The 20,208-nt window shown below is 68.5% G+C and carries 18 protein-coding genes; 15 read left to right on the forward strand and 3 right to left on the reverse strand.

All coding sequences use genetic code 11. From position 1 onward, the window contains the following. Nucleotides 1-6: 6 nt before the first annotated feature. Together dnaK and dnaJ are read left to right on the forward strand one after the other, a co-directional pair. On the forward strand, nt 7-1,905 hold the full coding sequence (gene dnaK / locus Q0379_RS08470) for a molecular chaperone DnaK (protein WP_299007040.1): 1,899 nt from the start codon (nt 7-9) through the stop codon (nt 1,903-1,905). 162 nt (nt 1,906-2,067) lie between these two features. Next, nucleotides 2,068-3,225 carry a molecular chaperone DnaJ gene (dnaJ, locus tag Q0379_RS08475; protein WP_299007044.1) on the forward strand — a complete coding sequence of 386 codons (1,158 nt, stop codon included), beginning with the start codon at nt 2,068-2,070 and terminating at the stop codon, nt 3,223-3,225. On the opposite strand, the gene Q0379_RS08480 is transcribed toward dnaJ, so the two are convergent. Continuing rightward, nucleotides 3,222-3,758, reverse strand: coding sequence for a TonB family protein (locus tag Q0379_RS08480; protein ID WP_299007047.1), 537 nt, complete (start codon nt 3,756-3,758; stop codon nt 3,222-3,224). The genes dnaJ and Q0379_RS08480 overlap by 4 nt on opposite strands. Before the next feature lie 85 nt (nt 3,759-3,843). Between Q0379_RS08480 and mutS the strand changes: the two genes are divergently transcribed. Continuing rightward, nucleotides 3,844-6,558, forward strand: a complete 2,715-nt coding sequence (mutS, locus tag Q0379_RS08485; RefSeq protein ID WP_299007050.1) for a DNA mismatch repair protein MutS — start codon at nt 3,844-3,846, stop codon at nt 6,556-6,558. 21 nt (nt 6,559-6,579) lie between these two features. Then, nucleotides 6,580-9,402: a [protein-PII] uridylyltransferase gene (locus tag Q0379_RS08490; protein WP_299007053.1), complete on the forward strand. Its 2,823-nt coding sequence runs from the start codon at nt 6,580-6,582 to the stop codon at nt 9,400-9,402. Nucleotides 9,403-9,410: 8 nt separating this feature from the next. Here the strand turns inward: Q0379_RS08490 and Q0379_RS08495 are convergent, their stop codons facing one another. After that, nucleotides 9,411-10,019 carry a DsbA family protein gene (locus Q0379_RS08495; RefSeq protein WP_299007055.1) on the reverse strand — a complete coding sequence of 203 codons (609 nt, stop codon included), beginning with the start codon at nt 10,017-10,019 and terminating at the stop codon, nt 9,411-9,413. 119 nt (nt 10,020-10,138) lie between these two features. Here Q0379_RS08495 and murJ point away from each other — a divergent pair, with 119 nt between their 5' ends. The 3 genes from murJ to trpS all read left to right on the forward strand — a co-directional run bounded on the left by murJ (nt 10,139) and on the right by trpS (nt 12,981). After that, nucleotides 10,139-11,770, forward strand: a complete 1,632-nt coding sequence (gene murJ, locus Q0379_RS08500) for a murein biosynthesis integral membrane protein MurJ (protein WP_299007058.1) — start codon at nt 10,139-10,141, stop codon at nt 11,768-11,770. Nucleotides 11,771-11,802: 32 nt separating this feature from the next. Then, on the forward strand, nt 11,803-11,850 hold the full coding sequence (locus tag Q0379_RS08505) for a hypothetical protein (protein ID WP_143324172.1): 48 nt from the start codon (nt 11,803-11,805) through the stop codon (nt 11,848-11,850). Between the two features lie 96 nt (nt 11,851-11,946). Next, nucleotides 11,947-12,981 (forward strand): tryptophan--tRNA ligase, encoded by a 1,035-nt coding sequence (trpS, locus tag Q0379_RS08510; protein ID WP_299007060.1) that lies wholly within the window; start codon nt 11,947-11,949, stop codon nt 12,979-12,981. Nucleotides 12,982-13,152: 171 nt separating this feature from the next. Here the strand turns inward: trpS and Q0379_RS08515 are convergent, their stop codons facing one another. Beyond that, complete coding sequence (locus Q0379_RS08515) at nt 13,153-14,421, reverse strand: cytochrome P450 (protein ID WP_299007062.1); 1,269 nt, start codon at nt 14,419-14,421, stop codon at nt 13,153-13,155. Nucleotides 14,422-14,541: 120 nt separating this feature from the next. On the opposite strand from Q0379_RS08515, the gene Q0379_RS08520 reads away from it, so the two are divergent. The 8 genes from Q0379_RS08520 to Q0379_RS08555 all read left to right on the forward strand — a co-directional run. After that, nucleotides 14,542-15,114, forward strand: a complete 573-nt coding sequence (locus Q0379_RS08520) for a NifU family protein (protein WP_299007064.1) — start codon at nt 14,542-14,544, stop codon at nt 15,112-15,114. 75 nt (nt 15,115-15,189) lie between these two features. Next, entirely contained in the window at nt 15,190-15,777 is a 588-nt protein-coding gene (locus Q0379_RS08525) for a malonic semialdehyde reductase (protein WP_299007066.1), read from the forward strand. A 158-nt stretch (nt 15,778-15,935) separates the two neighbouring features. Next, nucleotides 15,936-16,571 carry a DUF1131 family protein gene (locus Q0379_RS08530; protein ID WP_299007068.1) on the forward strand — a complete coding sequence of 212 codons (636 nt, stop codon included), beginning with the start codon at nt 15,936-15,938 and terminating at the stop codon, nt 16,569-16,571. Nucleotides 16,572-16,575: 4 nt separating this feature from the next. Continuing rightward, nucleotides 16,576-17,211: a tRNA (adenosine(37)-N6)-threonylcarbamoyltransferase complex dimerization subunit type 1 TsaB gene (gene tsaB, locus Q0379_RS08535; RefSeq protein ID WP_299007070.1), complete on the forward strand. Its 636-nt coding sequence runs from the start codon at nt 16,576-16,578 to the stop codon at nt 17,209-17,211. 4 nt (nt 17,212-17,215) lie between these two features. Further along, the gene (locus tag Q0379_RS08540) at nt 17,216-17,668 is read left to right on the forward strand and encodes a GNAT family N-acetyltransferase (RefSeq protein WP_299007072.1); all 453 of its coding nucleotides are present in this window, start codon (nt 17,216-17,218) and stop codon (nt 17,666-17,668) included. 44 nt (nt 17,669-17,712) lie between these two features. Continuing rightward, on the forward strand, nt 17,713-18,120 hold the full coding sequence (locus Q0379_RS08545) for a Fur family transcriptional regulator (protein WP_013077224.1): 408 nt from the start codon (nt 17,713-17,715) through the stop codon (nt 18,118-18,120). 63 nt (nt 18,121-18,183) lie between these two features. Continuing rightward, nucleotides 18,184-19,530, forward strand: a complete 1,347-nt coding sequence (gene miaB / locus Q0379_RS08550) for a tRNA (N6-isopentenyl adenosine(37)-C2)-methylthiotransferase MiaB (protein WP_299007075.1) — start codon at nt 18,184-18,186, stop codon at nt 19,528-19,530. Further along, nucleotides 19,527-20,208, forward strand: a 682-nt coding sequence (locus Q0379_RS08555; protein ID WP_299007079.1) for a PhoH family protein, incomplete at its 3' end; no start/stop codon positions are given. The genes miaB and Q0379_RS08555, both read left to right, overlap by 4 nt.

A 20,208-nucleotide genomic window follows, 5' to 3' on the forward strand; every position in this document is an offset into this window, starting at 1 on the left:
ACGAAGATGAGCAAGATTATCGGCATCGACCTTGGCACCACGAACTCGTGCGTCGCCATCATGGACGGCAAGACCCCCAAGGTGATCGAGAACGCCGAAGGCGCTCGGACCACGCCGTCGGTTGTGGCCTTCCTGGAAGACGGCGAGCGCCTGATCGGCCAGCCCGCCAAGCGCCAGGCCGTGACCAACCCGACCAACACGCTGTTCGCGATCAAGCGCCTGATCGGCCGCACCGCCAGCGATCCGGTGGTCGAGAAGGACAAGGGCATGGTGCCCTACGAGATCGTCAAGGGTCCGACCGGCGACGCCTGGGTGAAGGCGCACGGCAAGGACTACAGCCCGCAGGAAGTCTCGGCCTTCATCCTTCAGAAGATGAAGGAAGCCGCCGAAGCCCACTTGGGCGAGCCGGTGACCAAGGCGGTCATCACGGTTCCGGCCTACTTCAATGACGCCCAGCGTCAGGCGACCAAGGACGCCGGCAAGATCGCCGGCCTGGAAGTCCTGCGGATCATCAACGAGCCGACCGCCGCGGCCCTGGCCTATGGCCTGGACAAGGACAACAACAAGAAGATCGCCGTCTACGACCTGGGCGGCGGCACCTTCGACGTGTCGATCCTGGAAATCGGCGACGGCGTCTTCGAGGTGAAGTCGACCAACGGCGACACCTTCCTGGGTGGCGAGGACTTCGACCTGCGGATCGTCGACTACCTGGCCGACGAGTTCAAGAAGGAGCAGGGCGTCGACCTGCGCAAGGACAAGCTGGCCCTCCAGCGTCTGCGCGAAGAGGCTGAAAAGGCCAAGAAGGAACTGAGCTCGACGGCCCAGTACGAAGTGAACCTGCCGTTCATCAGCATGAACGCCTCGGGTCCGCTGCACCTGAACATCAAGCTGTCGCGCGCCAAGCTGGAAGCCCTGGTCGACGACCTGATCGCCCGCACCATCGGTCCGTGCGAACAGGCCCTGAAGGACGCCGGCCTAAAGAAGAGCGACATCGACGAAGTGATCCTGGTCGGCGGCATGAGCCGCATGCCCAAGGTCCAGCAGGCGGTGCAGGACTTCTTCGGTCGCGAACCCCACAAGGGCGTGAACCCCGACGAAGTCGTGGCGCTGGGCGCGGCCGTGCAGGCCGGCGTGCTGCAAGGCGACGTCAAGGACGTGCTGCTGCTCGACGTGACCCCTCTGACCCTGGGCATCGAGACCCTGGGCGGCGTGTTCACCCCGCTGATCGAACGCAACACCACGATCCCGACCAAGCGCTCGCAGACCTTCTCGACCGCCGACGACAACCAGTCGGCCGTGACGATCCGCGTGTTCCAGGGCGAACGCCCGATGGCCGCCGACAACAAGATCCTGGGTCAGTTCGACCTGGTCGGCATTCCGCCGGCGCCGCGCGGCGTGCCGCAGATCGAGGTCACCTTCGACATCGACGCCAACGGCATCGTCCAGGTCCACGCCAAGGACAAGGCGACCAACAAGGAGCACTCGATCCGCATCCAGGCCAATGGCGGTCTGTCGGACGCGGACATCGAGCGCATGGTCAAGGAAGCCGAGGCCAACAAGGCCGCGGACGAGAACAAGAAGAAGCTGGTCGAGGCCAAGAACCAGGGCGAGGCCATCGTGCACTCGACCGAGAAGGCCCTGGCCGAGCATGGCGACAAGGTCGGCGCGGCCGAGAAGACCGCGATCGAAACCGGCCTGGCCGACCTGAAGTCGGCTCTGGAGGGCGAGGATGTCGAGGCCATCCAGGCCAAGACCCAAGCCCTGATCCAGGCCTCGATGAAGCTGGGCGAAGCCATGTACGCCGCTCAGCAAGGCGCGGCCGAGGGTGGTGACGCTCAAGGCCAGGACGACGGCGTCGTCGACGCCGAGTTCGAAGAAGTCGACGACAACAAGCCGGCGGCTTAAGCAGCCGATGCGCGCGCCGCGGAACCATCGCCACAAGATCGTTCCGCGGCCGCGACCTTCCGTCTCGGGACCTGACAGCGCCTTGCGCCGGGCCCTGGGTCATCCCACCTCTTCCTCCATCAACGCCACTTTCGTGGGCCTTTTGGGCGCCAGACGCTGACAATGCGCGACTATTACGAAATTCTCGGCGTGACCCGGACCATCGACGAAGCTGGTCTGAAGTCCGCGTTCCGCAAGCTGGCGATGGAACACCACCCCGACCGCAATGGCGGCTGCGAGAACGCGGCCGGGCGGTTCAAAGAAATCAACGAAGCCTATTCGGTCCTGTCGGACCCCCAGAAACGCGCGGCCTATGACCGCTTCGGCCACGCCGGCGTCAACGGCCCGCAAGGCGGTCCGGGCGGGTTCGGCGGCCAGGGCTTCGACGCCAGCGACATCTTCAACGACGTCTTCGGCGACGTGTTTGGCGAGATGTTCGGCGGCGGTCGTCGCCAGTCGAACGGTCCCCAGCGCGGCCAGGACTTGCGCTACGACCTGGAGATCTCCCTCGAGCAGGCCTATGCGGGCGCCGAGGTCGAGATCACCGTTCCAGCCGCCATGACTTGCGAGACCTGCGAGGGCTCGGGCGCCAAGCCGGGCACCAGCCCCACCGTCTGCGGCACCTGCGGCGGCGCCGGCCGCGTTCGCGCCACCCAGGGCTTCTTCGCGGTCGAGCGCGGCTGTCCGCGCTGCGGCGGCTCGGGCCGTCTGGTGCTGGATCCCTGCGCGACCTGCAACGGCCACGGCCAGGTGCGCCGCGAGCGCGTCCTGTCGGTCCGTATCCCGGCCGGCGTCGACGACGGCGCCCGCATTCGCCTGGCGGGCGAGGGCGACGCCGGCGCGCGCGGCGGCCCGCGCGGCGACCTCTACATCTTCCTGTCGGTGACCCCGCACGAACTGTTCGAGCGCGACGGTCTGGACCTGCTGTGCACCGTGCCGGTGCCGATGACCACGGCCGCCCTGGGCGGCGAGATCGACGCGCCCTGCCTGCTGGGCGGCGAGAACTGCGACGGCAATTGTAAGATCAAGGTCCAGGTGCCCGAAGGCGCCCAGACCGGCAAGACCGTCCGCCTCAAGGGCAAGGGCATGCCGTCCCTGCGCAGCCGCCAGCGCGGCGACCTGGTGGTCGAGCTGTTCGTCGAGACCCCGACCCACCTCTCCGCCCGTCAGAAAGAGCTGATGCGCGAGCTGGCGGGCCTGTGCGGCGAGAAGCAGAACCCCAAGTCCGCCAACTTCGTCGGCAAGGCCAAGCGCTTCTGGGAAGAGGTCACGGGCAGCTAGGGCGTTTTCGCGGAGCCCTTCTTGGTCGCGCTGACATGGTAGCGACCTAGGGCCAAGACGATGAAGGCCAGCAGGGCGGTCGCTACGATCGAGACAATCAGGCCGCCCTGCATAAGAAGCCGTGCGTCGCTGCCATCGGACCGGAACGTCATCCTTGGTTCGGTAACCTGGAAGACCAGCGGCACGGTCACTTCGCCCGGATTCGCGCGCAGATCATCCGGCGGGATCATCCGGAACTTTGGCGCTAGGTGTAGCGCAGCTTCGCCGAAAAACTCCCCCTTGGGCGTTTCGCTGTCGATCCGGCAACCGGAAAGTCGCCCGTCAGCCTTCACCTGACAGGTCATCTTCACCTTGCCCGGAATGTCATGACGGGCGGCGTGAGCGGGGTAAAATTCCGACATGTCGTCCGCTGACGGCTTCTCCAGCCAGTCGGGCCGGTACGGGCCCATGACCGCGGGACGAGGCGGAAGCGGATGAGGCGAGGCGCTCATGGCCGCAGCTCGACCTTCGGCTGATGCGTCGTCAAGCACCATCACCAGCGCTGCCGACCGTCCATCCCCGGAAAACCTTAACGCCGCCCCTTAACGGGAGTCGCGACGCTCTGTAGTTTCCTGGGCGATGAACGCCCACACGACGCCCTCAGCCGCCACGCTCGACCCCACCGGCGCGACGCCGGTGATGGCCCAGTTCTTCGAGATGAAGGCGCGCCAGCCCGATGCGCTGATCTTCTTCCGCATGGGCGACTTCTACGAGCTGTTCTTCGACGACGCCTACAAGGCCGCCGCCGCCTTGGGCATCAGCCAGACTTTCCGGGGCACGCATAACGGCCAGCCGATCCCGATGGCGGGCGTGCCGCAGCACGCGGCCGAGGCCTATCTCTCCAAGCTGATCCGCCTGGGCTTCAAGGTCGCCGTCTGCGAGCAGATGGAAGACCCCGCCGAGGCCAAGAAGCGCGGCTCCAAATCCGTCGTGCGGCGCGACATCGTTCGGGTGGTGACGCCCGGCACCCTGACCGAGGACGGCCTGCTGGACGCCCGGGGCGCAAACCGTCTCGCCGCCGTCGCCATGCGCGCCGGCCAGGCGGCCGTCGCCTCGGTCGAGCTGTCGACCGGCGAGGTCGAGGTCTTCGCCCTGGCCAAGGAGGCCGTCGCGCCGATCCTGGCGGCGCTGGCGCCGTCCGAGACCCTGGTCGCCGATCGCCTGCTGTCCGACGACAGCCTGTCCCAGACCCTAAAGATCTGCGGCGGCCTGGTGCAGCCGATGCCGTCGGCCCTCTCGGAGCCGCAGGCCTCCGAGACCCGCGTGAAGCGGCTCTATGGCGTGGAGACCCTCGACGGCTTCGGCGGCCTGTCGCCGGCCGAGATCGGGGCCCTGGGCCTGATCGCCGCGCACCTGGAGATGACCCAGGCCGGCAAGCTGCCGGCCCTGCGCGCGCCGCGCCGGGCGGCCGACGCGGACGTGATGGCCATCGACCCGGCCACCCGCGGCAGCCTCGAGATCGACCGCACCCAGACGGGCGACCGCAACGGCTCGCTGCTGGCCGCCATCGACCGCACCGTGACCGCCGGCGGCGCGCGGATGCTGGCCTCGCGCCTGGCTCGTCCGCTGCTGGACCCCGCCGCTATCGACCAGCGCCTGGACGCGGTCGAATGGTTCGTCGAGCACCGCCAGCTGCGTCAGCGCCTGCGCGAGGTGCTGAAGGGCGCCGGCGACATGGCCCGCGCCCTGTCACGCCTGGCCCTGGGCCGAGGCGGTCCCCGCGACCTGGGCTGCATCCGCGACACCCTGAAGGTCGGCGAGCGTCTGGCCGGCATGGCGGGCGGCTCGCCCGACCCGCTCTCGCCGCCGCCCTTCGAGCTGGAGCACGCCTTCAAGGCCCTGACGCCGTCGCTGCACGAGGGCCTCTCGCAGTTCCTGAATACGCTGGAGCAGGGCCTAGGCCCCGATCTGCCGGCCCTGGCCCGCGACGGCGGCTTCGTGGCGGCGGGCGTCCGTCCCGAGCTCGATCAGGCCCGCACCCTGCGCGACGACAGCCGCAAGGTCATCGTCGCCATGGAGGCCCAGCTGACCGCCGAGAGCGGCGTGCCGCTGAAGATCCGCCACAACGGCGTGCTCGGCTATTTCGTCGAGGCCACGGCCGGCAAGGCCGACCCGCTGTTCCAGCCGCCGCTGAACGCGACCTTCATCCACCGCCAGACCCTGGCCAACCAGGTGCGCTTCACCACCGTGGAGCTGGCCGATCTCGACGCCCGCATCGCCCAGGCCGCCGAGCGGGCCCTGGCCATGGAGGTCGCCGCCTTCGAGGACTGGCGCGAGCAGGCCCGGATGCTGGCCGACGCCATCCAGATCGCCGCCGAGGCCCTGGCGAGGATCGACGTCGCCTCGGCCTTGGCGGAATGGGCCGAGGACGCCGGCGCCGTGCGGCCGATCGTCGACCGCTCCTACGCCTTCGACGCCAAGGGCGCGCGCCATCCGGTGGTCGAGGCCGCCGTGAAGCGCGCGGGCGAGCCCTACACCCCCAACGACTGCTGCCTGGATGCGTCCGGAGAGGGCGGGCCGCGCCTGTCGATCGTCACCGGCCCGAACATGGCCGGTAAGTCGACCTTCCTGCGCCAGAACGCCCTGCTGGCGATCCTGGCCCAGTCCGGCTGCTACGTGCCGGCCGCTAGTTTCCGCCTCGGCGTGGTCGATCGGCTCTTCTCGCGCGTCGGCGCCGGCGACGATCTGGCCCGGGGCCGCTCGACCTTCATGATGGAAATGGTCGAGACCGCCGCCATCCTGACCCAGGCCGGTCCGCGCAGCCTAGTGATCCTGGACGAGATCGGCCGTGGCACCGCGACCTACGACGGTCTCGCCATCGCCTGGGCCTGCGCCGAGGCCCTGCATGACGTCAATCGCTGCCGGGCCCTGTTCGCCACGCACTATCACGAGCTGGCGACGCTGGAGGAGCGGATGAGCTTCGTCTCAAACCTCTCCCTGCGCGCCAAGGAGTGGAACGGCGACCTCGTCTTCCTGCATGAGGCGGTGTCGGGTCCGGCGGATCGCTCGTATGGCGTCCAGGTCGCCAAGCTGGCCGGCGTGCCGATGCCGGTCGTGGCCCGCGCCCGCGAGGTGCTGGACCGTCTGGAGACCAAGGACCAGTCGCCGGCCAAGCTGGACGACCTGCCGCTGTTCGCCATGAGCCAGGCCGTCGCCTCGACGTCCATTGGGGCGCCCGCCAAGGCGGCGCCCAGCGCGGTCGAGGCCACGCTGGAGGATCTCGACGTTGACGGCATGAGCCCGCGCGAGGCCCTGGAAGCGCTTTATCGTCTTAAGGGTCTGCTCAAGGCCTAGCGGGTAGACCATATAACCAACATGCCCCGTCGCCTTCGCCCCACCCGCCTGGAACACGTCGTCGACGGTCACGCCCTTCGCGCGCGCCTCTCGGCCGCCGCCCTCGACTCGATCGGCAACGAGGCCGAGCAGCGGGCCCGCGCCATCGAAATTCTGAAGCAGGCGCTGTTTCGCGGCCGGATGATCGCCAAGGAGCGGCTGGAGAACGGCGCTAGCGGCGTCGAGACGGCGCGGCTGCTCTCGGGCGTCACCGACGAGGTGATCACCGCCCTCTACGACTTCACGACGGTGCACATTTTTCGGGCCCGCAACCCCACCGAGGGCGAGCGCCTGTGCCTGATGGCGGTCGGCGGCTATGGCCGGGGGACCCTGGCCCCGTTCAGCGACATCGATCTGCTGTTCCTGCGGCCCTACAAGCAGACGCCGCACGCCGAGAGCGTAATCGAGTACATGCTGTATGCGCTGTGGGACCTGGGCTTCAAGGTCGGCCATGCCTCGCGCACGATCGAGGAGTGCGTGCGGCTCTCGAAGGAAGACTTCACGATCCGCACCTCGATCCTGGAGGCCCGCCGCCTGACCGGCGACGAGCGCCTGGCCGAGGATCTCAAGCGCCGCTTCCGCGACGAGGTGATGAAGGGCACTGGCGCCCAGTTCGTCGCCGCCAAGCTCAAGGAGCGCGACGACCGCCAGGCGCGCGCCGGCGCCAGCCGCTACATGGTCGAGCCCAACGTCAAGGAAGGGAAGGGCGGCCTTCGCGACCTGCACACCCTGATGTGGATCGCCGAGTACCTGCATCCGGTCGACCGGCCGGAGGACGTCTTCAAGCTGGAGGTGTTCTCGACCCGCGAGACCAAGGCCTTCATTCGGGCTTTCGACTTCCTGCACGCGGTGCGGGCCCACCTGCACTTCACCACGGGCCGGCCCGAAGAGCGCCTGACCTTCGACCTGCAGCCCGAAATCGCCCGCCGCATGGGCTATGGCGATCGCGGCGACGCGCCGGCGGTCGAGCGGTTCATGCGCCGCTACTTCCTGATCGCCAAGGAGGTCGGGGCCCTGACCCGCGCCTTCTCGGCGAAGCTGGAGGCCGAGCACTTCAAGAACGAGCCCAAGGGCATCTCGCGGTTCCTGCCGGGGGGCAAGCCCAAGCGCAAGGCGCTCGAGACCAAGGGCTTCTTCGAGGACAACGGCCGCCTGAACATCGAGGGGCCCGAGATCTTCGAGGCCGATCCGGTCAATCTGATCCGGCTGTTCAAGATCGCCGACGAGCGCGACCTTGATTTGCACCCCGACGCCTTCACGGCGGTGACCCGCGGTCTGCACCTGATCACCTCGAAGGTCCGTCGCGACCCCGAGGCCTGTCGAGCGTTCCTGGACCTGCTGGCGCGGGGCAAGCGCAGCTATCGCACCCTGACCCTGATGAACGACGCCGGCGTGCTGGGCCGCTTCATCCCCGAGTTCGGGCGGGTCGTCGCCCAGATGCAGTTCAACATGTACCACTCGTACACGGTGGACGAGCACACCCTGCGGGCGGTCGGGATCATTGGCGACATCGCCGCCGGACGCCTGGCCGACGACCATCCGTTGGCCGTCTCGATCATGCCGCTGATCGAGGACCGCGAGGCCCTGTTCCTGGCCATGCTGCTGCACGACACCGGCAAGGGCGGCGTGGGCGGCCAGGAGAAGGCCGGCGCCCGCTCGGCTCGCAGCGCCTGCGAGCGCCTGGGTGTCGAGCGCAGCAAGGTCGAGTTGGTCGCCTGGCTGGTCGAGAACCATCTCGTGATGAGCGACTTCGCCCAGAAGCGCGACGTCTCCGATCCGGGCACGGTCGCGGCCTTCGCGCGAATCGTCGAGAACCCCGAGCGCCTGCGTCTTTTGCTGGTCATCACCGTCGCCGACATCCGCGCCGTGGGGCCGGGCGTCTGGAACGGCTGGAAGGGCCAGCTGCTGCGCGAGCTCTACAACGCCACCGAGGCCGTGTTCCGCGGCGGGCGCGGCAGCGACGCCGCCGCCAACGTCCAGCGCCACCAGGAAGCGGCCGCCGAGGCGGCGCGCGCGGCCCTGCTGGAGACCGACCCCGACGCTCGCGGCTGGGTGTCGGCGATGGAGAACGCCTATTTCAGCGCCTTCTCATCCGAAGACCTTCTGGAGCACGCCGTTCTGGCGCGCCGGGCGGCGGCCCAGGGCGGCGCGGCCGCCGAGGGACGCGTGCGTTCCGGCCACAATGCCTCCGAGATCGTCGTGGCCGCCAGGGACCGCCAAGGCCTGTTCGCGGACCTGGCCCTGACCATCTCGTCGCTGGGCGGCAACGTGGTCGGCGCGCGGGTCTTCACCTCGCGCCAAGGCCAGGCGCTGGACGTCTTCTATGTTCAGGACGTGACGGGGGCGCCGCTGGGTTGCGAGAATCCCCGCGCCCTGCGTCGCCTCGCCGACGCCCTGGAGGCGGCGGGCAAGGGCGAGCCGCTCGTGGTCGAGCCGCGACGGGGCGCCGAACAGGCCCGCGCGGCCGCCTTCGCCATCGCGCCCAGCGTCACCGTCGACAACGACGCCTCGGATGACGCGACGGTGGTCGAGGCGTCGGGGCGTGACCGTCCGGGCCTGCTGCACGCCCTGGCCAAGAGCCTGGCCGACAGCGGCCTGTCGATCCAGTCGGCGCATATCGACGGCTATGGCGAGCGGGCGGTCGACGCCTTCTACGTCCAGACGGCGCAGGGCGAGAAGATCACCGACACGCGGCGGATCAACGCCCTGAAGGCTGATTTGCTGGACGCGCTGGAGCAGAACGAGGCCAGCGCGCCCGCCGCCCGGCCGGGCCTGCGGCGCGCCCGCGCCAGCGTGGCCCGGTAGACGCGAGGCTACTTGCCGGCCGCCTCGATGGCCGCGTCGATCTCGGCCAGCGAATGGTAGCCCGGCTCCATCTTGCGGCCGTTGATCTCGAAGGTCGGGGTGGCGGTGACGTCGTTCTCGCGAGCGTTGCGTTCGACCCGCGCGTTCAGCGCCTTGATCTGGGCTTCGTCCGTCACGCACTGGGTGAACTGGTCCTCGCTCATGCCTGAGGACTTGGCGATCTCGAGCAGGGTCTCGCGCGGAGTGTCGAACACGCCGGGCTGGCTGGCGAACACCGCGTCGACGACCGGGAAATACTTGTCCTTGCCGGCGCAGCGGGCCAGCAGGAAGCCCGCCGACGCCACCGTGACTTCTGAGCCGCCGCCGACCAGCATCTCGCGGAACACGTAACGCACCTTGCCGGTGTCGATATATTTGGCCTTGAAGGCCGGATAGACCTCACTCTGCCACTTCGCGCAGACCGGGCAGCCGACCGAGGCGTATTCGACCACGGTGATCTTGGCGTCCTTATTGCCCAGGCTCATGTCGTCGGCCATCGCGCTCGGCGCGGCGGTCTTGTTACAGGCCGAGAGGGCGAGGCTGGCGAGCATGGCGGCGGCGAGAGCGAGACGGCGCATCGAGTTTCGAACCTTTGGTTTAGCGGCGGGCCATCAAAGGGAGGATCGGCGGCCGGGTCAATCGCCGACGGGCGGCGCCCGCCCTTGACGCCCTCTCGCCAAACGCCCAGAAGCCGCTCGTGACCGACGCCGCCGCTCCCGCCCCCACCGAACAGCCAAATGCCCCCAAGAAGGGCGGCCTGCTGAAGTCGTCGGCGATCTATTCGGGCCTGACCCTGGTCAGCCGGTTCATGGGCTTCGCGCGGGATCTGGCGGTCTCGTACCGCATGGGCGCCAGCGCCACGCCGGCGGCCGACGCCTATAACGCCGCCCTGGCGTTTCCCAACCTGTTCCGCCGCTTCTTCGCCGAGGGCGCCTTCGCCGCCGCTTTCGTGCCGGCCTACGCCAAGTCGCTGCAGCGCGACGGCGAGGAAAAGGCCGACATCCTGGCCGCCGACGCCATGGCGACCCTGGCGGCTTCGACCATCCTCATCACCGTCGTCTGCCAGCTGGCCATGCCCTGGCTGATGATGCTGATCAGTCCGGGCTTTGGCTGGGGCACCGAGAAGTACAAGCTGGCGGTGCTGCTGACCCAGATCACCATGCCCTATCTGCCGTGCATGGCGATCGTGGCGCACCTGTCGGGGGTGCTGAACGCCCGCGACCGCTTCATCCTCTCGGCCGGCGCGCCGATCCTGCTGAACATCGCCACCCTGGCCTTCATCCTGCCCCAGACGACGGCGGTTGGGGCGGCCCAATGGGGCTCTGTCGGGGTGGTCGTGGCGGGCGTCGCCCAGGCGGCCCTGCTGGTCTGGGGCGTCAACAAGTCGGGCGCCAAGGTCCACTGGCGGCTGCCGCGCCTGACCCCGGAGGTGCGCGAGCTGATCGGCAAGGCCATCCCCGGCGCCCTGGCGGCCAGCGCCACCCAGGTCAACATCTTCATTTCCGGCAACCTGGCCAGCCACGTGCCCGGCGGCCGGACCTGGCTGGCCACCGCCGACCGCCTCTATCAGCTGCCGCTGGGCCTGGTGGGCGTGGCGATCGGCGTCGCCCTGTTGCCGCGCCTGTCGCGGGCGGTGAACTCCGGCGATCGCGAGGACGCTCAGAGCGCGATGGACCAGGGGATCACCCTGGCCATGGCCCTGACCCTGCCGGCGGCGGCGGCCCTGGTCGCCATGCCGGGCTTCCTGTCGGACGGCCTCTATACGCGCGGCCAGTTCACCGCTTTCGACGCCAGCCAGACGGCGGCGGCGCTGTTCTTCTACGGCCTGGGCACGCCGGCCTTCGTGCTGCAGCAACTGTATTCGCGAGCGTTCTTCGCGCGCGGCGACACCAAGAGCCCGATGCGCTTCGCCCTGGTCTCGGTGGCGGTGAACATCCTGTTCGGCATCGTCCTCTTCAAGCTGATCGGGGTGAAGGGCATCGCCGCCGCCACGGCCATCGCCTCGTGGCTGAACGTCGCCCAGATGGCGGTCGTGCTGGGCCGCAACGGCGAGTACGGTCCCTCGGCCCAGACCTGGTCTCGCTTGTCGCGGATTCTGCTAGCCAGCCTCGGCATGGGCGCCTTGATGGCGGCGGCCTCGCATTATCGCGACCTGATCGAGGCGCCGCTGCGCGGCCTTGGCCTGACCGGCCACGCGATCGGCGCCAAGGAGTTCGCCCTGGCGCTCACCTGCCTGGCCGGCGTGGCGGTCTATCCGCCGCTGCTGTTCCTGTTCGGCGGGGTCAAGCCAGCCGAGCTGAAGGCGGCCTTAAGGAGGGGCAAGGCTTGATCCGCGCGGGCGAGGGCGCTAACCAGCGGGCCATGGCTCCGATCGGTCTCCTCGCGCCGCGATGGCGCGGCTCCCACTGACCCTGATCCCCGCGCCCCTCTCTTCGGATTTGGCGCGCGGTTCGCGCCTCCGTGCGCCCGCCATCCTTCTCGCATTCGACAGCAAGGCTTAGAGCCATGACCGACCAAGCTCCCGTCACCTATGCGGGTCCGTCCCGCGTGCTTTCGGGCGTCCAGCCCTCCGGCGCCCTGCACCTGGGCAACTATCTCGGCGCGCTGGTGAAGTTCACCCGCCTGCAGCACGAGATCGACACCTTCATCTTCGTGGCCGACCTGCACGCCATCACGGTCTGGCAGGATCCGGCGGCCCTGGCCCAACAGACCCGCGAGATCGCGGCCGCCTATATCGCCTCGGGCCTCGATCCCAACAAGGCGACGATCTTCCCGCAGTCGGCGGTGCGCGAGCACGCTGACCTGGCCTGGATCTTCCAGTGCGTCGCGCGCCTGGGCTGGCTGGACCGCATGACCCAGTTCAAGGAGAAGAGCGGCAAGCACAAGGAGCGCAGCTCGGTGGGCCTCTACACCTATCCGGTGCTGCAGGCGGCCGACATCCTCGTCTACAAGGCCACCCACGTGCCGGTCGGCGAGGACCAGAAGCAGCACCTGGAGCTGACCCGCGACATCGCCGGCAAGTTCAACCACGACTTCAACGCGCCCGGTTACTTCCCGCTGCCCGAGCCTCTGATCCAGGGCCCGGGCGCGCGGGTCATGAGCCTGCGCGACGGTTCGGCCAAAATGAGCAAGTCCGACCCGTCGGACTATTCGCGCATCAACCTGACCGACGACGCCGACGCGATCGCCGCGAAGATCAAGAAGGCCCGCACCGACCCGGAACCGCTGCCGGAGACGATCGAGGAGCTGGCCGCCCGCGCCGAGGCCGACAACCTGGTGGGCATTTTCGCGGCCCTGGCCGGCAAGACCAAGGCCGAGGTGCTGGCCGACTACGCCGGCAAGGGCTTCGGAACCTTCAAGCCGGCCCTGGCCGAGCTGGCGGTCGAGAAGCTGGCCCCGGTCGGCGAGAAGATGCGCGGCCTGCTGGGCGATCCGGCGGTGCTGGACGCCATCCTGGCTAGGGGCGCGGCAAAGGCCCGCGAAGCCGCCGCCCCGACCCTGGCCGAGGTCAAGAAGCTGGTCGGCTTCTGGGGGGCCTGAGGTCAGAGGTCCCTTCTCCCCTTGCGGGAGAAGGTGGCCCTAAGGGCCGGATGAGGGGTCGCGCAAACGAAAACGCCGCGACGGCGGCAAGGCCTGTCGCGGCGGTCTCTTTCTTCAACCCCTCACCCGACCCGCTGCGCGGGCCACCCTCTCCCGCAAGGGGAGAGGGGCTCAGATCCTTTCCGGAATCCGCACCATCATCCGCTCGTAGCCCTTCACGAAGGTGGAGTAGACGCGCTTGGGCTCTTCCAGCACTTCGATCTTCGGGAAACGCTTGAGGATTTCTTCCCAGACGATGCGCAGCTGCATCTCGGCCAGGCGGTTGCCGACGCAGCGGTGGATGCCGAAGCCGAACGACAGGTGGCGGCGGGCGCTGGGGCGGTCGATGATGAACTTGTCGGCGTCTTCGATCACCGTGTCGTCGCGGTTGCCCGAGACGTACCACATGACGACCTTGTCGCCCTTCTTGATGGTCTGGCCGGACAGCTCGTAGTCCTCCAGCGCCGTGCGGCGCATGTGGGCCAGAGGCGTCTGCCAGCGGATGATCTCAGAGACCATGTTCGGGATCAGGCTGGGATCGGCGCGCAGCTTGGCCTCTTCCTGCGGGTTCTTCGACAGGGCGTAGAGGCCGCCGGTCAGCGAGTTGCGGGTCGTGTCATTGCCGCCGACGATCAGCAGGATGACGTTGCCCAGGTACTCCATCGGCGGCATGTCGCGGGTGGCCTCGCCGTGGGCCAGCATCGAGATCAGGTCGCTGCCGGGCTCGGTCTGGTTGACCCGCTCGTTCCACAGATTGGTGAAGTAGGCGAGGCACTCCAGCAGTTCGGCCCGGCGGGCCTCCTCGCTCTCGACGATGCCGCTCTCCGGCGAGGCGGTGGCGACGTCCGACCAGCGGGTCAGCTTGCGACGCTCCTCCCAGGGAAAGTCGAACAGGGTCGCCAGCATCTGGGTGGTCAGCTCGATCGAGACCCGGTCGACCCAGTCGAACGGCTCGTCGATCGGCAGGCTGTCGAGAATGCCCTGCACGCGCTCGCGGATGACGCCTTCCAGCCGCGCCAGGTTTTGCGGCGAGACGATCGGGCTGACCGTCTTGCGCTGGATGTCGTGCTTGGGCGGGTCCATGGCGATGAACATCGGCAGGACGAAGTCCTCGTCGAAGTTCCGGATGGTGATGCCGCCGAGGTGGGCGTCGGACGAGAACACCTGGTGGGTCGTGTCCACCGTCATGATGTCGTTGTAGCGGGTGATCGACCAGTAAGGCCCGGTCTCCTCGTCGCCCTTTGAATAATGGACCGGCGCTTCCTTTCGGAGGCGCTCGAAATAGGGCCACATGGCGTCGGCCTGGAACAGGGCCGGGTCTGCCACGTGCATCTCTTCCAGCGGCGTGGCGTAAGCCCTCGCGCGCGCGGCGTCCTTCAGGTCCACCGAACCGTCGCTCATGTGATCCTCCCGCAGATCGTTGTTCTGCATATCACGCCAGAAAATGACGCCTGTGTCACTTTCTTTATTGGCGCATGTCCCGGTCTTGCGTCACGAGGCCGCGAGGTCCATTTCAGGCCCATGTTCATCCAGACCGAAACCACGCCCAATCCCGAGGTGCTGAAGTTCCTGCCCGGCCGCGAAGTGCTGGGGGAGGGCGCGCGCGAGTTCCGCACGGCCGAGGAGGGCGACGCCTCGCCCCTGGCCAAGGCGCTATTCGACCTTGGCGAGGTCACCCGCGTGTTCTTCGGGCCCGACTTTCTGACGGTGACCAAGGGCGAGGCCGCCCAATGGCCACACCTGAAGGCGCCGATCCTGGCGGCCATCATGGACCACTTCACCAGCGGCCGGCCGCTGCTGCTGGACGCCGAGCAGACCGGCGGCCACGACGAGGGCGACTACGACGAGGAGACCTCGCAGATCGTCGCCGAGATCAAGGAGCTGCTGGACACCCGCATCCGCCCGGCCGTGGCCCAGGACGGCGGCGACATCGTCTTCTCGCGCTTCGAGCCCAAGACCGGCGTCGTCTGGCTGCACATGCGCGGCGCCTGCTCCGGCTGTCCGTCATCGTCGGCGACCTTGAAGTCCGGCGTCGAGAACATGCTCAAGCACTATGTGCCGGAAGTGACCCGCGTCGAGCAGACGCTGGGGTGATCGCCGGCTTGCGCCGAGGCGGGGAAGGCCATATTGTAACTACCAAAGTTGCAAATAGCCTTCTGAGGATCGCTGATGGCCAAGCTCGACACGCCTGCGCTCGCCCAACTGTTCACCGAAGCCCGCACGCGCAACGGCTGGAAGACCGATCCCCTTCCGGAAAGTCTGCTGCGCGAGCTTTATGACCTGGTGAAGTTCGGCCCGACGGCGGTCAATTCGACGCCGGCCCGCTTCGTGTTCGTGACGAGCCCCGAGGCGAAGGCCAAGCTGGCGGCGTTGTCGTCGGGCTCGAACGGCAAGAAGATCCTCCAGGCCCCAGCGACCGTGATCATCGGCTACGACCTGGATTTCCCGGAAACCCTCGACACCCTGTTCCCGCACGCCCCGGGCGCCAAGGATTGGTTCGGCGACGCGGCGGGCCGCGAGACGACCGCCTTCCGCAACAGCTCGCTGCAGGGGGGCTACTTCATCCTGGCGGCGCGCGCCCTGGGCCTGGACACCGGTCCGATGTCGGGCTTCGACAACGCCGCCGTCGACGCTGAGTTCTTCGCGGGCACGAACATCAAGAGCAACTTCATTGTGTCGATCGGCTACGGCACGGACGGGGGCCTGTTCCCGCGTAATCCGCGTCTCGCCTTCGACGCCGCGGCGAAGATTCTTTAAGAAACAATACGTTGTCATCCCGGACGGCCCGCAGGGGCGATCCGGGACCCAGGGGTCAAGTTCGGAGCGGTTCCCCTGGGGCCCGGCTCTCCGCTCCGCTGCGGCCGGATGACACGCTTGTTTTGTGCATGTGACGCACATTGGTTAGAATGAGGGTTATGACCCGCCGCCATATTCTCCTCGCCCTGCCGCTCGTGCTGTTGGCCGCCTGCGGGCCGGCCAAGAAGGACGAAGCCGCCGAGGCGCCCAAGCCCGCCGCCAAGGGCCCGGTGGCGGTCGCCGTAGCGCCCTATGCCGGCGGCCCTCTGACCATCAGCAAGGACGGCGTCGGCCCGATCAGCGGCTCGACCGCTTTCGACCTCCCGACACTGAAGGCGCTGTTCCCCAAGGCCAAGGTCGAGCAGGCCTTCCTGCATTTCGGCGAGGGCCCGGCCCAGCCGATCATCACGATCGAGCAGGACAACACGCCGCTGCTGGAGATCGGCAAGACCGATGAGGGCGCGATCGCCTATGTCGCGGCTTCGGGCGGCGACATTCGTAGTCCCAAGGGCGAACAGTTGCTGGCCAAGTGGGCGGACCTCGGCTTCACGACCGATCAATGCCGCGCGGGCCAGGGACGCGAGATCAATCAGGTGATCTGCGTCCGTCCTGAGGCGGCGACGGTCTCCTACGTCTTCGGCGTGCCCGGCTGGACCGAAGGCGGCGTTCCGCCGGAGGCCGTGCTCAAGGCCAAGGGCCAACTGAACGCTCTTGTCTGGCGACCAGCCGAAGGCGCGGCGGTCGGCGCGGCCTGACCTGATGATCCTCTCGATCGACACCTGCCTTGGCGCCAGCTCGGTCGCCATCGTCGATGGCGAGCGCGTGCTGGCCGCGCGCAGCGAGCCCATGACCCGCGGCCATCAGGAGCGGATCGGGATCATCGCACGGGAGGCGGCGGCCGAAGCGGGCGTCGCTTTCACGGACCTCGACCGGATCGGCGTCACGGTTGGTCCGGGCTCGTTCACCGGCCTGCGCGTGGGTCTGGCCTTCGCCAAGGGCCTGGCGACCGCCTTGTCGATCCCCTGCGTCGGCGTCACCACGCTGGAGGCGATGGCTTACGGCGTCGAAGGCTTCGTGGCCGCCGTGCTCGATGCGCGCATGGAGCAGGTCTATATCCAGGTCTTCGGTGGCGGCGTGGCCCTGATGGCGCCGGACGCCCTGGGCGTTGGCGAAGCCGCCGCGCGGCTGGCCGAGCTCTATTCGGGCGGGGCGGCGACGTTGATCGGATCGGGCGCGCCCCTGCTGGCTGACGCGCTGGGCGGCGCCAAGGTCCTCACCCCGCCCGCGCCCGATCCTGTCGCCATCGCCAGGCTGGCGGCGTCGCGACCCGCGCCCAGCCATTCGCCCCGGCCGCTCTATCTGCGCGCGCCCTACGCCACCCTGCCGGCGGCCTGACGCCATGAACCTGCGTCCTGTCGGGGCCGAGGCCTCGTTCGATCTCGCCGACCTGCACGATAAGGCCTTCGACCGGCCCTGGACGGCGCTGGAGTTCGAGGACCTGCTGAAATCGCCGGGCGTCTTCGCCGTGTTGGGCGAGGCGGGGGAACCCGCAGAGGCCAAGGGCTTCATCCTCTGCCGGTCGATCGCCGGCGAGGCCGAGATCCTGACCATCGCGGTGGATCCCGCCGCCCGTCGCCGGGGTTGGGGCGCGGCCCTGGTCGAGGTCGCCGCTGGCGTCGCGACCGAGACCGGCGCCGAGGCTTTATTCCTTGAGGTCGCGGTCGACAACGCGGCCGCCATCGCCCTCTATCAGGCGACGCGTTTCGCCAAGGTCGGGCTGCGGAAAGGCTATTATCCCCACCCGGATGGCGCCAAGGACGCGGTGGTCATGCGCCGGGCGCTTAACACTTAAGGGCTGATTGCCTATCTTGCGCCGACTCAGACGGAGGCTCCGCCTTGGATCGACTCGAAAAGGCCTGCATCGAAAAGGGCATGCGCATGACGGACCAGCGCCGCGTGATCGCGCGCGTGCTGTCGTCGGCCGAGGACCATCCCGATGTGGAGGAGCTGCACCGCCGCGCTCACGCCATCGATCCGCACATCTCGATCGCCACGGTCTATCGCACCGTGCGGCTGTTCGAGGAGAGCGGCATCATCGAGCGTCATGACTTCCGCGACGGCCGCTCGCGCTACGAAGAGACCCCGACCCATCACCACGACCACCTGATCGACATGAAGACCGGCAAGGTCGTCGAGTTCGTGGACGAGGAGATCGAGGCCCTGCAGAACGCCATCGCCCGCAAGCTGGGCTACAAGCTGGTGGACCACCGGCTGGAGCTCTACGGGGTGCCGCTGGAGGAGTAGGGGCGGGGCTGCGACGCCCGCCGCCCTTGCGGAACGGGCCTCTCGACCCCATAACCTCGCCGGATGAGCGAGACCCCGCAAAAGCGCCTCTTTATCAAGACCTACGGCTGTCAGATGAACGTCTATGACAGCGAGCGCATGGCCGACGTCCTGCGCCCGCTCGGCTATGGCGTCGTGGATGACCCCGAGGGCGCGGACCTGGTGGTGCTGAACACCTGCCACATTCGCGAGAAGGCCACCGAGAAGGTCTATTCCGAACTCGGCTACATCAAGCAGATGAAGGACCGGAAGGCCGAGGCCGGCGGTCGCATGACCATCGCCGTGGCCGGCTGCGTCGCCCAGGCCGAGGGCAAGGAGATCATGCATCGCCAAAAGGCGGTCGATCTGGTCGTCGGCCCGCAGGCCTACCACCAGCTGCCCGAGCTGATCGCCCGCGCCCACCGCGCGACCGGCGAGCGCCTGGCCGCCGACTTCGCCGCCGACGAGAAGTTCGACGCCCTGCCGGCCGAGCGCCACGTGACCGGCGTCACCGCTTTCCTGACCGTGCAGGAAGGCTGCGACAAGTTCTGCACCTTCTGCGTCGTGCCCTACACCCGCGGCGGCGAGTGGTCGCGGCCGGTGAACGACATCGTCGAGGAGGCCAAGCGTCTGGCCGGCGCCGGCGTGCGCGAAGTCACCCTGCTGGGCCAGAACGTCAACGCCTATGACGGCGATGGCTCCACCTTGGCGAAGCTGGTCCGCCAGCTGGCCAAGATCGATGGCCTGGACCGCATCCGCTACACGACCAGCCACCCCCGCGACATGGGCGAGGACCTGATCGAAGCGCACGGCGAGCTGCCGGAGCTGATGCCCTATCTGCACCTGCCGGTGCAGGCGGGCAGCGACAAGATCCTCAGGGCCATGAACCGCGACCACACGGCCGAGAGCTATGTGCGCCTGATCGAGCGCATCCGCGCCGCCCGGCCGGACATCGCCATGAGCGGCGACTTCATCGTCGGCTTCCCTGGCGAGCGGGACGCCGATTTCGAGAAGACCCTGGACCTGGTCCGCGAGGTCGGCTTCGCCAGCGCCTTCTCGTTCAAATATTCGCGTCGCCCCGGCACGCCGGCCTCGGCCATGCCCGGCCAGGTCGACGAGGACGTGAAGGCCGAGCGCCTGGAGCGCCTGAACCAGCTGCTGGACGAGCAACAGCGCGCCTTCAACGCCGCCCAGGTCGGCAAGGTGCTGCCCGTGCTGTTCGAAAAGCCCGGGCGCCATCCCGGCCAGGTCGTGGGCCGCAGTCCCTATCTGCAGGCCGTCCATTGCGAGGGCGGCGAACAACTCATTGGGAAGATCGTTCCCGTCCGTATCGAGAGCGCCGCCAAGATGAGCTTGGGCGGGGCTCTCGAGCCTGTCCTGGAGACCGCTTGAGCCGCACGCCTGAGTTCCTGCCGCTGTCGGATGACGCCGTCCACGCCGTCTCCGGTCCTTCCGGCCGCCACGCCGCCCTGATCGAGGACGCCTTCAAGGTGTTGATCGAGACGCCGGGCGGCGGCGTCACCATCACCGGCGACGCACGCGGCCGCACGGGCGCCAAGCGGGTGCTCGAGGCCCTGGCTCATCGCGCCGACGCGGGCGAGGAAGTGGTCGAGGCCGATGTGCGCATCGCGCTGGGCGCGGCGCACCAGGCCGGCGGTCAGGCGTCTCCGCGCCAGGTGCGCAAGGGCAATGTCTCGCCCAAGACCAAGGGCCAGGCGAAGTACCTGGAGGCCATGGCCAGCCATCCGCTGGTCTTTGGTCTGGGTCCCGCCGGCACCGGCAAGACCTTCCTGGCCGTCGCCCATGGCGCGGGCATGCTGCTGCGCGGCGAGGTCGACCGCCTGATCGTCACCCGCCCCGCCGTCGAGGCCGGCGAGAAGCTGGGCTTCCTGCCGGGCGACCTGAACGAGAAGGTCGACCCTTACATGGCCCCCGTCTGGGAGGCGCTGACCGACATCATGGGAGCCGATCAGCTGCGCCGGCGCCGCGAGAAGCTGGAGATCGAGGTCGCCCCGATCGCCTTCATGCGCGGCCGCACGCTGAGCCACGCCTTCGTCATCGTCGACGAGG

Source organism: uncultured Caulobacter sp. (assembly GCF_937900395.1).
GTDB lineage: Bacteria > Pseudomonadota > Alphaproteobacteria > Caulobacterales > Caulobacteraceae > Caulobacter.